This is a genomic window from Psychrobacter urativorans (assembly GCF_904846675.1).
Classification (GTDB): domain Bacteria; phylum Pseudomonadota; class Gammaproteobacteria; order Pseudomonadales; family Moraxellaceae; genus Psychrobacter; species Psychrobacter urativorans_B.
This window is the reverse complement of sequence record NZ_CAJHBT010000008.1, coordinates 20,402-33,108: the sequence shown is the minus strand read 5'-3', so window position 1 is coordinate 33,108 and position 12,707 is coordinate 20,402. Positions and strand designations below refer to the sequence as shown.

Sequence of the window (12,707 nt, the reverse complement as noted above, 5' to 3'; positions counted from 1 at the left end):
CAGAATAAATAATTTAATATTTAATAAATGTAGCATGAATAAAAGTGAAAATGACATAAAAACAAAGCACCTATTGAATTAGGTGCTTTGTAGGTTGGCGGCTTGGTATCTGCTGCTTTTATTGTTAGTAGACTATATCAGTCTTGTTCAAACATCTTTGGATCATTAAAAGTGACAATTTCTTCTTCAAACTCGGGTTTCACTTTTACCACAAAGTCATCTCGCGACAATCCCATGCTTAGTGGAATAGAGCTTGCAATATAGGTCGATGAGTAGGTGCCAGCAATCAGACCGATGAATAGGGCGACAGCGAACCAGTAGAGGCCATCACCGCCTAAGAACATCATCGCTAATACGACCAGCATGACCGTTGAAATCGTCATAATAGTACGACGTAAAGTCTCTGTTAGTGACAAATCAATAGTCTGACGTGGACTGATACCACGCACGCGGCGGAAGTTTTCACGAATACGGTCATAGACCACGATAGTATCGTTCAGCGAATAACCAATCAGTGCTAAAATCGCTGCTAATACGGTTAAGTCAAACGGAAAGCCGAACAAGGCAAACACACCGATAGTCACGATAGCATCATGAAATAACGATACCACTGCGCCGAGTGCTAGCTTAAATTGGAAGCGCAGGGCGACATAACCTAGCATGGAGACCAAGGCTAATGCCAAGGCCATCACTGAGTTTAAATAGACTTCGTTACCGACTTGGCTACCGATAATATTAACGTTACTGATTTCAGCTTTGTTATTAGGTAGATCTAGCGCCTCATTAAGGGTTGTATTTAGACCTTCGATATTATCAGACTGTGGCGGCAAGCGCACTAGCAGCTCTTGACGCGTACCGAGATACTGCACGACGGCATCATCAAAGCCATTATCTGCTAATGCTTTAACCACCTCAGTTTGCTCAGCAGGTTGTTCATAGCGGACATCTGTAGAGACGCCGCCTGTAAAGTCGAGGCCAAAGTTAAGACCATTAACCGCAATGGCAATAATACTAGCAATGACTAAAAAGATAGATAAAATTGCCATTGGCTTTTCTATCTTCATAAAAGGAATAATGCGCATATTACCAACGGCTTTAATACCACCTTCAGCTTTTGCTGCCGCATCATCAGCACTATCCATCAACTCATTAGAGTCATCGATATCAGTAATAGGTGCTTGCGTCGCTAGCTCTTGACCGCTTTTGTCACCGCGTTGTGATTTACCTTTGCGTGATGATGGACGAGTAGAGGCTTTTTTTTGATTATTGCTGCCTTTACCGTCGCGGCGTGGTTTATTACGGCGGCGCACCTTTTCATTTGGGTCATTGGGATTGCCGTTTGAGCCGCCACCTGAGCTGTTAGAAGCTGGCGTATTTTCTTTTCTTGGGGGATTGTTCTGTTCAATCGCCATATTTTTCTCCTAGCCGATGCTCAAACGTTTGAGTGATTTACGCTTACCGTAAGCAATTTGTACCAGCGCACGCGTCACCAAAAGTGCCGTAAATAACGAGCTGACAATACCGATTGCTAAGGTGATCGCAAAACCTTTAATCGGACCGGTGCCGATAGCAAACAGGATAAATGCGACCAATAACGTGGTGATGTTGGCATCGAAAACACTACTAAAGGCGCGATCAAAGCCTGCCGTAACAGCGGACTTGGGTCGCACCCCATTTGCTAGCTCCTCGCGTATACGCTCAAATATCAGTACGTTGGCATCTACTGCCATACCAATGGTCAGTACGATACCAGCAATACCGGGTAGAGTCAGCGATGAGCCTAGAATAGACATAATTGCCATGATGATAATGACGTTAATCGCTAGGGCGACGTTAGCAATTAAACCAAACAGACGATAGAAAATAATCATAAAGGCAAAGACTAATAGATAGCCGACTTGCGTTGAAAACAGACCTTTATCAATATTTTCTTGACCCAGTGAGGGACCAATCGTCCGTTCTTCTACGAAATACATTGGTGCAGCAAGTGCTCCTGAGCGTAATAATAATGCCAGTTCGGCCGCTTCCGCATTGCTATCTAGACCTGTGATGCGGAATGATGATCCCAGTACTGCTTGAATATTAGCACGATTAATTACTTTGGTTTCTGCATAAGGCGTCCGTACTTCAACGGTCTCGCCAGTAGCTGGATCTTCCTCATAAGTAACTTTCTGTTTATTTTCAATGAACAGAACTGCCATTTGCTCACCGACGGCAGTACGGGTAGCGTTTTGCATCAGCTTACCACCCGCGCTGTCCAAGGTAATATTAACCTCAGGACGACCGCTCTCATCGAGACTGGTTTGCGCGTTAGTCACTTTATCACCGGTAACAATCGCTTGGCGCTCTAGCAATACTGGCTGACCATCAAGCGTTCTAAATGGGAAAGCTTCGGTGCCCGCAGGCGGAATGCCGCCCATGAAGTTTGCGCTGTCTTTGGCGACCATACGGAACTCAAGGTTCGCGGTACGACCAAGAACACGTTTGGCTTCAGCAGTATCCTGTACACCTGGAAGCTCGACGACGATACGGCTAGCACCTTGTGATTGGACTAAGGCTTCGGCAACGCCAAGCTCACTAATACGATTGCGCAGGGTAGTCAAGTTTTGGTTGACCGCATAGCTGTTAATCTCGTCTAAGGTGGCATCGTTATATGCCATGATTAGCGCAGGACCTTGATCATCAATAGATGACTGCAATGTAAAAGTATTGCCCATCGAGCCTTGCAAGATGTTTTGAGCACGGTTACGAATATCGGTATCGGCAAAATGTAATACAACACCTTGGGATTCAGTTTTAATCCCTTTAATAGCAATACGCTCAGCCCGTAGGTCACGGCGCACATCACGACTGGCACTGGTCAAACGCTGCTCCAGCGCCTTATTCATATCCACTTCTAAGACAAAGCGTACCCCGCCGCGCAAATCTAGACCCAGCTTCATTGGCTTAGCACCGATGTCACGTAGCCATTGCGGCGTCGTTTGCGCAAGGTTAAGCGCCACCACATAGTCATCGCCCAAGTTCTGTCGTAAGACCTCTTGTGCTTTGAGCTGAGCGACTGGATTGTCTAGGCGTACCAGTGCACTATTGCCCTCAAAGGTACCGTCATGATGGCTCACGCCCGCATCCTCGAGTAGACTCTGTGATTGGGTTAAGATACCTTCAGACAGCTGCGTTCCCGCTGCTGCACTAGTAATCTGTACCGCAGGTTCATCAGGGTAAAGATTAGGAGCAGCATACAGGCCGGCAACGATGAGTACGAGGAGGATGACAAAGTATTTCCAAGCGGGATATTGCATAATCACTTCTTTAGGTTGATAAAATACTGGCGATGCAGGCCACAAGTCAGCAGATGGGAAGTTTGCGATTGCTATGGGCAGCCATAAATGTTCAGCGTTTGCAATCACCCATCATTGCGCTTATCCGCTATGATAATAAAGCGTAAAGCTATGGAGTGTTAACAATATAATATATAGTAGAAAGTGACCTCGAATTATTAGCGGTCACTCTCTTAAATAACGTCCTTAAACACGGTCATAAATACTATCATAAAGATAAGTACAAACAGGGTTACTCATACCATAACTGATATTACAATCTGAATAATTAAACGCTCTCGATAGTACCAGTAGGTAATACTGAGATGACCGAGGCGCGCTGTACTTTAATATCGGTATTATTATTCAAGCTTACGATAGCGTAGTCGCCTTCAAGCTTTTTGATACGACCCATGAGGCCGCCAGCAAAGATGATTTCGCTGCCAACGGTTAACGCATTCACCATCGTACGGTGTTCTTTAGTACGTTTAGACTGTGGGCGAATGACCAAAAAGTAAAAAATAGCAAAAAAAGCTACTGGCAGTAAGATTTGACCGAATAGTGAAGCGCCACCAGCCGCGTCAGCGGCGTGGGCAGACTGAATAAAAAAGCTCATAATATCTCTCAATGAGTTGTAGACGATAATAAATTAGACGCATAGTAACAAAAATTCCCAGACTTGGTAACTGTTAATCATAAGACACGCCTATTTTTCTTCTATTATCGCCTGACCAGCATCATTCTAGTCGCCATCGATAGCAATACTTTTAGACTATTATTCATATTAAGAAAGTTTTGAAAATAAAGTTTAAATAATGACGTGCTGGAGTAGGGGTGGCCGCTACTTGAATATATCTAAAATAATTGATTAAAACAGCTTATCGAAGCACCCAACTGAAACAAGCAACTGAAATAGCGACTTATTGTTAAATTGGACTATCAATGCTAATATAAAATCGCTATGTTTACAGTTAAAAGGCGCAAATGTTTACCGCCTTTCTTATCTCGCTTCTTTGTCTAGGTTACCTAACTTGTTCAACACTTTTTTATTTGCACCCCGTTTATGTCGTCCGCGCGCTTGTCGTAAAGCGGCGTCTTCTAAACCTCCCCCGACAACAACCGGTTATCGTTCACGTTTGACCGTTGTAACAGCGATTATAACTTTATTATTAACTCTATTGCCTTATCCAGCCCTAGCCGCTGAAACCATTACCGAGCCCACTACTACCAATGTGGTATTGTTGATTGGTTTTGTCAGTATGGCAATTGGCCTGTCCTTTGTCTGCTCGATGGCAGAATCAGTACTGCTGAGCATGACGCCTTCCTATATTGCTGATGTTCAAGACAGCAACCCTAGAAAAGCGCAAATGCTCAAGCGCTTAAAACAAGACAAAGTCGATCAATCACTGGCCGCTATCTTAACCTTGAATACGATGGCCAATACTTTAGGCTCTATTGGCGCGGGTGCACAAGCAACCATTGTATTTGGTAGCGCATGGTTTGGACTGTTTTCAGCGCTAATGACGTTGGCTATCTTGACTTTTTCTGAAATTATCCCCAAAACATTGGGCACAGTATATTGGCGACAGCTTAGCGGCCCAGTGGCTTATTTTGTGCGCGGCATTATTGTTATTTTATATCCTCTTATTTGGCTGTCTGAGCGTCTAACTAAACTACTAGTACGTGGTAAAGATACCAATGTGTTTAGCCGCCGAGAGTTTTCTGCCCTTGCCAGTATTGGTGAGGAAGCTGGCCAAATTGATCCGTTAGAGGCGCGTATTATTCGTAACTTGCTGGCATTCGGTGCGATTAAGGTCGAAGATATCATGACCCCGCGTTCAGTAATGCTGGCGTTTGAGGAAAATAAAACGGTCGCTGAATTGTTAGTCGATCGGCCTAAGCTGACCTTTTCGCGCTTGCCAATTTATGACGGCGATCTGGATAATATTACCGGTTTTGTATTAAAAACCGACATGCTATTAGCCAAGGTTAATCACGCGGTGCATAAGCCGCTGACTCAGTTTCAGCGCGAGATTACCTTTGTATTCTCCAAAATGAAATTGTTTGACTTATTAGATCTAATGCTAAAAAACCGCATACATATTGCCATTACCGTCGGTGAATACGGTGAAGTTAAGGGATTAGTCGCCTTAGAAGATGTGCTCGAAACCTTGCTCGGACTTGAGATTGTCGATGAGATAGACCGCGTTGAAGACATGCAGGCGCTGGCTCGGCAAATGATGGACAGACGCGTTGAGCGCCTTGGCATGAAAATTAATGATGATGAGTCCTATGATGATGGAGTGGTGACTGACTCTAAATATTAAAATAGCATCATGCTTACCGAGCAAAGAGCTTAAAGGCTACATTCGGTGCATTATGATTAGTGGCTGAAATGAATAAATATTGAAAAATATACCGCCATTTATGCTATCAATAATTGCACACGGCGTTACATAGGTGTGAGAATTTAGTGATAGCATAAGTGGTTACTACTAAAATTTAAACAAGAATTAATAAAGTGGATAAAATTAATTAAAAGTGCGAACCGTTAATCAAAAAACGTCAATCAGATCGTCAATAAAATAAAGCAAAATTGCTAAAGACTAAGCTAAGGACTGTGATGAAACGTATTTGGAAGAAAGGGCTATTGGCTCTATTGATAAAAAGCATCAGCGTAGGTGGCTTAGCCGCTGTCGCAAGTACCGTTACTATCAGTGCGCAGGCTGCAACCATGAATGAAAGCTTGGTACAGAACTATGCCACTGCTATGAAGTCAGCTGCTAATAGTAAAAATATCAATCAAGTGGCCCAATTGGTCTCTGATGATGCGCTTATTTCACTGTCAAGAAAAGGAAAATCTACCAGTTTGGATAAGAATGCCTATTTAAAATTGCTCCAAAGCAGCTGGAATCAAACCTCAAACTATCGCTATGATATCAGTATTGATAATATCGTGACTACTGGCTCGCAAGCTAAAGCCAATGTTAATACGACTGAGAGCTGGGTAAAAGATGGCAAAAATGTCTCGTTTGTCACCACTTCACGAGTAACGCTGACAGTAACGACTGGTAATGCGGTATTATTGCGTGCTGTATCGCAAGTGACTATTGATTAGTTAGCTGAGTCGTATGGATTTTGTCCGTTATCCTTTTTATAGGATAGAGGCGTTTGGCTTATATTGCATACTATATTGTTAGTCTATTCTTATTTATCTCGTTAGGAAAATCTCACTATCATGCCTATTGTGACCTTAAATTATCGCTCGTTCATTGCTTTACCACTCACGCTTGCCGTCTCGACCTTGCTCATCAGCGCCTGTAGTAGTAATACGTCAACTGTAAAAAATACAGGTGCGACTACTGGCACGCCTATTGTGACCAAACGTCCAGTCAATCATACTGCCGCCACTCCCAGACCTAGGCCATCGAATACGCCTACAACCAGCGATGACTATTCAACTGCCTATCTGGATGCAGACAGTTTAGATGAGTTGGCAGATTTGTTAGAAGCAACTGATATGACGATGGTTGAGAGTAGTCAGCTCGCTATTCAACAGTACGGGGATTTGTGGGACAGGCTACGTGCCGGCTATCAGGTTAACGGTGGTAAAGTAAAATATGATCCACGTATTGAAGCTCAAAAAAGCTGGTTTACCAGTCGGCAGGATTATCTAAACCGCTTGACTGCTCGTTCAAGCCGTTACTTGTACCACACTGTGCGTGAAGCTGAACGCCGTAACATTCCAACTGAGCTGGCATTGTTACCAGTGATTGAAAGCTCTTACGATCCTAGTGGGACTAGTAGTGCTGCTGCGGCAGGTTTGTGGCAGTTTGTTCCTAGTACCGGTCGTATCTTTGGCCTGAATCAAAGTAGCACCTATGATGGTCGCCGCGATGTGATTGAATCAACGCGCGCTGCCTATGATTATCTTACGGCATTACACAATCAGTTCGGCAGTTGGGAGCTGGCTTTAGCATCTTATAACGCTGGACCTGGCCGTATCCAAAAAGCGATCGATGCCAATGCTGCGCGTGGTCTGCCAACTGACTATTGGTCGCTTAAACTACCAACCGAAACCATGAATTATGTCCCACGTTTTTTAGCTGTCGCAGATATTGTCTCCAATCCTCAGCAGTATGGTGTGTATTTACCAGCGATTGCTAACCGTCAGCATTTTCGCAGTGTACCAGCTAATTATGGCGTGAGCTTAGCGGAAGTGTCACAATTGACAGGGGTCAGTTACGATGAGCTAGAAAAGCTTAATACGGCCCTTACTTCAGCGCGTATTGATGGTTCAGGCCCACAGCGAGTCATCATTCCTAATGATGTTGATCTTAACGTTGATGCTAGTCTCAGCTCATTAAAAGGCAACGGCACCAGTAATGTGATAGCCTCAAGTGTGCCTAGTAGCAGCCCAAGCCCTAGCTATACGCCAAGTCCCAGTCCTAGCTACACGCCACCGAAATCTAGTTCTACTACTACAACGCCAAGCTATAATAACCAGCCTTATAGCAACTCATCATTACCCTCTACGGGGAGCGGCTTAGCTGAATATGCTGCCAGCGCTAATGTGCCACAGCAAACGACCAGTTACATCTCGCCATCGTCCACCCTAATTAGCAGTTCTGTCTATAGTAGTAATACGCCTATCAGTAGTGAGCCTCCTATTACTAGTAAAGAAACCAGTAGAATTAATGCTGAGCTAAAAAGTAGTAATAGCCTGCCGACCACTTCAGCCCAAATTACCCAAAACAATACGATTACCCAAGAGCCGGCGCTAACTAGAGAAGAGCGCGATTTCATTGCTGCCCAAATTATGCGACAGTCACCAGGCGTGAGTGATGTGATTAGTGCCATCGATGGTAATATTAAACTGTCAGCGGTACAGACACAGCTATCTATCCTAGAAGCTAGCGGCAAAGATAAGAAGCTTAGCTTTGCTAGCACTCCAGCCAGTACGCCAAAACCTAAGGGCACCCGAACGACTTATAAGATAAAAAGTGGCGATACCTTAGTTAATATTGCCAGCCGTGCAGATCTTAGCTGGCGTGATATCGCTGAATGGAACCAAATAGATCCAGGCGCTAAGCTATACACTGGCAGCACCTTATATTTATATAATGCTAAAACTATTGAGCCATTAAGCACCACTAGTTCTAGCACCAAGAGTAACAGTTCTACTAGCAACAGCAGCTCTAGCGCCAGTACTGCACCCAGAAAACCTGATAGCTATGTTGTGCAAGCAGGTGACACGCTAATTGGTACCGCCAATCGCTTTGGCTTATCAGTATCTCAACTGGCTACTTATAACAATTTAAGTACCCATGCGGATTTATTGAGAGATCAAAAGCTGTGGTTAATAGCTGGTAAAGTATCTGCCACAGCAAGTACTGGCTCTAAAAACACCGGCAGTTCTAGCAATAGCAGCAACACAAACACCTCGACGCCTACCAGTAACTATACGGTAAAATCAGGGGATACCTTAACAGGTATTGCCAATAGTATTGGCGTCAGTGCTACCCAAGTAGCCGCTGTCAACAGCAGCTTTGATAACCAAGCCCGCCTGCAACGTGGGCAAACCATTAAAGTACCGGTAACTAAGGCACAAGCTGAACGCCAGTTAAATGCCAAGCCAATCAGCTACAAAATACAGTCAGGTGACACCTTGACGGGCGTGGCAAAACGCTACAACATCGGTATCAGTGATTTGGCATCAGCCAATGAGCTAAACACCAATTCAAACTTAATATTAGGGCGCAGTATTACTATCCCTGCCAATGGTAGCAGGGCTACGCCATCGACGTCTAAAAGTAGTAGTAGCACATCGTCGAGCAGTAGCGGTGGTAAAGACCTTAGTAATATTGAGAGCTATAAAGTCCAACCCGGTGATGGTTTGATTGCATTAGCGCGGCGTTTTGGGGTCTCAGTCGATGATTTAGCAGCGACTAATAATATGGCGACTACTGGACAGTTACAGCTTGGGCAAACTATCAAAGTTCCCAAAACCACAGTCAGTTATACCGTAGGTTCAGGTGATAGCTTGATTGGGCTGGCACGTAAATATGGGGTCTCAGCCCAAGAGCTTGCTGACATGAATAAGATTGCTGCTGATACCATGTTACAGCGCGGCCAACGTCTAACCGTTCCCAATCGTTAGTGGTTTGAAAAAGACAGTATTAGCTGAAACCATACTATAAAAAAAGCTGCTCTTTAATAAGAGCAGCTTTTTTGGTTCAATACTTTGCATTTTACTCGCTATACGGTTCACATTTCGCTGGTTATACCATTTGTGTTTTAATGCTCTCAAGATAACTTCTAATATTACTCACATACTGCATGCACTGAACATAACGACTGTTTGACGCCTGGTTTTTTGATAGATAGGCATAGATATTTGCCCAATTTTTATCATCAATACCTTGTGACGTTAATTTGCTCTGAATGCGTTTGAGAGCATTGGGGCCCATATTATAAGCGGCTAGGGCAAACCAAATGCGATCTGTCTTTGGCACATCGGCAAAATTAGTTTTCATCTCTTTTAAGTATTTTGCTCCGCCACCGATGCTTTGTAGTGGATCTACCCTATTTGAGACACCCATTGCTTCAGCGGTATTACTGGTCAGCATCATGAGACCGCGTACCCCCGTCGGTGATACCGCATCGGCATCAAGATGCGACTCTTGATAACCCATCGCCACTAATAACTCCCAGTCATGATTGTAGCTTTGAGCTTGTGTTTCAAAAGAAGTTTGATAATCAGGTAGTTTTTCGGTAAGGGTTTTTTGAAAATGCTCTTGACTGTAAGCGTCTTTGAGTAGGTTCTGATTATAAAATGCTGCCAAATTTTGGGTGTTTTCTAACTTTATATTGTCACATAAAAAGTAGCTGGCCTTTTGTGATAAGGGGTCGTCCGCTTGTTTAAATGTCCAGCTGACCTTAGGATGCAGGCCATTTTTAGTCAAGCTACTATCATAACCGCAGCTCACATTAATTGACGATAGACCTAGCTCATTTTTGAGCTGTGTACTAGCCGTGGTCAATGCCATATCAGCAGAGCCTAATCTTAAGGCTTTAAGCGCGGCTTCTTCATTAGCATAGGCCTTTAGATTAATAGTTACGCCCAGCTCATTCGCATAGCTGCGCACTAAATCATAACCAAAACCATGCTGAAAACCATCGGTAGCAAAATAGGTGCTATCACCTGGTACCGCAGCAATAGTCAAAGTTTTCTGTAGCATGACATGGTCATAGGTCGGCATCGGCGCGTTCATAGTCGTTAGACTCTCAGCGGGCAGGGAGAGGAATGCAATGCTAGATAACTGCATCAGTCTTTTGGTTTTGGTAAAACGTGATGCTTGAATAGAGGTAACGGAAGGAACGAAGTTACTTTTGGTGCTAAGTAGGCCTTTGCTTGGACGCAGTAAATAAGAAATACGGCGTTTAGCACCTTGCGCAGATACTTTGACACGATAAGTAATACGCTGCATGGATGTCTCCTGATTTAGCCATCCTACTTACCTGTTAGAAAAAAATTTGGCGCATATCTAGTTCATCAATATAAATAACGATCATGAATAACAAACAATGACGATCATGAATGACAAACAGAAGCCAAAGCATTTTTCAATCATGTGACCACTCACTATCTATTGGTATGAGCGCCGCATATGACTGCTTAAATATAGCGGTAATTAACGTAAAGTCCGATATATTAAGTCTAGGTAAGGTCATGAATAAGTTATTAAGACAAAAGCGTAAGCGATAAGAGTAAAACCAAGTATTTATTTTAGAATAAAGGTACAAATAAAATATTTATCGCCGAACCGTTAAAATTACTAGTTTTTAAAAATCAGTAATAGCACCCTGTTCTATAAATAACTTATAGAACAGGGTGCTATTAATACGCTATCGTCGAGCAACACTGGGAGACCTCTGAACTTCTAAGGCTCTATGCAGCAAGTGCTCATAACCGGAGGCTGTAATAAATAGGAAGTTTCATGACAAAACATTTTCTTACAATTATACTATATATGGTTTTCAAGTATATTATTCAAGTTGAATTAACAAAAGAGTGCTAATGACTTAATAGTCACGATACGAGCAGTCAAAATCGAATCGGTTTTTTATTATAATTTTATAAATAAAGGCGGATGAATTGAGAGTTTCTTGTATTTTTCTTAAAGTCACTCAGTTGTTGGTGTGGTTAAATAAGAATAAGGGCGCTACTATTAATGGTCAGCAGTTTAAGAGTCTTATTGAGCTAATTTATTAAGCTGGATTATCAATATCGATAAAGGTCACCGGTACGTCAAACTGCTGCGATACTAGCTCGCCCAATGCTTGAATACCGCCGCGCTCAGTAGCGTGATGGCCGCAAGCAAAGTAATCAATGCCTAATTCACGGGCGCTATGAGTGGTACGCTCGGATATTTCACCGGAGATAAAGGCATCACAGCCCGTGGCTGCTGCTTGCTCGATCATATCTTGTGCGCCGCCGGTACATAAACCCACACGTTTGATAAGTTTTGGAGTAATTACATCCGATTGGTTATTAGTAGAGTGATTACTGGTAGAGAGGTTTGATTGGTCATAATTGCTTGAGATGTGTAGTGGTGTGCGCTGCAATGCTTGGGTAATGGTAGTGGTTAGACTTTCTGCGCTTTGCGGTGGGCAGGTAGCGATATTACCGACGGGATGCGACTCATTCGGATAAAGTGGTCCGGTAATGGTCAAGCCTAGCATGTTGGCAAGTTGAGCATTATTACCGATGACCGGATGCCCATCGAGGGGCAGGTGATAGGCAATTAAAGAGATACCATGCTGTAATAACTTGCGGATACGCCGGCCTTTCATCCCAACGATGGGAGCCGGCTCACCTTTCCAAAAGTAACCATGATGTACCATAATCGCATCGGCTTTAGCCGTAATCGCGGCATCAATTAGCGCTTCACAAGCAGTAACACCGGTAATAATACGTTGAATGGGTCTGCCACCATCAACTTGTAAGCCATTGGGCGCGTAGTCTTTATAAGAATCAGCGGACAAGTAATCATCACAGAACTGCGTTAGGCTTTGTGCTGTTAGAGGCTGGTGAACGGTAGCCGTCGATCGAGGTGCATTATCTTTTGTCGTCATGATATTTCCTTATTACTATTCAAAATTGCTATTAAATTTATTATTAAGCTCGTTATTAAAAGCTACTATCTAAATTATTTTTACTAAATAGGGGTGCTGTATTCACTGTAGGTTATTATATGATGCGTTTTTATCTAAACTAAAGCTCATCACCTAAAAACAAGCCGCTAGAATACTCCTGACCATCATGTTATCACAGCCCTGCAAGCTTTAAGACGAACGTAATAACTGAAATGGTACACGATGCGTTAC

At 43.4% G+C, this 12,707-nt stretch carries 8 protein-coding genes; 3 read left to right on the top strand and 5 right to left on the bottom strand.

All coding sequences use genetic code 11. The annotated features are described in order from the left end of the window. Window positions 1-137: 137 nt before the first annotated feature. The 3 genes from secF to yajC form a co-directional block, all read right to left on the bottom strand. The gene (secF, locus tag JMY06_RS05520) at window positions 138-1,082 is read right to left on the bottom strand and encodes a protein translocase subunit SecF (RefSeq protein WP_413786251.1); all 945 of its coding nucleotides are present in this window, start codon (window positions 1,080-1,082) and stop codon (window positions 138-140) included. Window positions 1,083-1,421: 339 nt separating this feature from the next. Further along, window positions 1,422-3,299, bottom strand: a complete 1,878-nt coding sequence (gene secD, locus JMY06_RS05515) for a protein translocase subunit SecD (protein WP_201617064.1) — start codon at window positions 3,297-3,299, stop codon at window positions 1,422-1,424. A 307-nt stretch (window positions 3,300-3,606) separates the two neighbouring features. Further along, window positions 3,607-3,933, bottom strand: a complete 327-nt coding sequence (yajC, locus tag JMY06_RS05510) for a preprotein translocase subunit YajC (RefSeq protein ID WP_201526669.1) — start codon at window positions 3,931-3,933, stop codon at window positions 3,607-3,609. Between the two features lie 415 nt (window positions 3,934-4,348). On the opposite strand from yajC, the gene JMY06_RS05505 reads away from it, so the two are divergent. The 3 genes from JMY06_RS05505 to JMY06_RS05495 all read left to right on the top strand — a co-directional run bounded on the left by JMY06_RS05505 (window position 4,349) and on the right by JMY06_RS05495 (window position 9,477). Further along, a complete protein-coding gene (locus JMY06_RS05505; protein WP_227672188.1) occupies window positions 4,349-5,644 on the top strand; it encodes a hemolysin family protein in 1,296 nt (431 codons plus the stop codon). Window positions 5,645-5,940: 296 nt separating this feature from the next. Next, window positions 5,941-6,435: a hypothetical protein gene (locus tag JMY06_RS05500; RefSeq protein ID WP_201526666.1), complete on the top strand. Its 495-nt coding sequence runs from the start codon at window positions 5,941-5,943 to the stop codon at window positions 6,433-6,435. 120 nt (window positions 6,436-6,555) lie between these two features. Then, on the top strand, window positions 6,556-9,477 hold the full coding sequence (locus JMY06_RS05495) for a lytic transglycosylase (protein ID WP_201616963.1): 2,922 nt from the start codon (window positions 6,556-6,558) through the stop codon (window positions 9,475-9,477). 121 nt (window positions 9,478-9,598) lie between these two features. Here the strand turns inward: JMY06_RS05495 and JMY06_RS05490 are convergent, their stop codons facing one another. Together JMY06_RS05490 and JMY06_RS05485 are read right to left on the bottom strand one after the other, a co-directional pair. Continuing rightward, window positions 9,599-10,807 (bottom strand): transglycosylase SLT domain-containing protein, encoded by a 1,209-nt coding sequence (locus tag JMY06_RS05490; RefSeq protein WP_201616955.1) that lies wholly within the window; start codon window positions 10,805-10,807, stop codon window positions 9,599-9,601. Window positions 10,808-11,588: 781 nt separating this feature from the next. Then, window positions 11,589-12,455, bottom strand: coding sequence for a Nif3-like dinuclear metal center hexameric protein (locus JMY06_RS05485; protein WP_201616948.1), 867 nt, complete (start codon window positions 12,453-12,455; stop codon window positions 11,589-11,591). Window positions 12,456-12,707 lie beyond the last annotated feature (252 nt).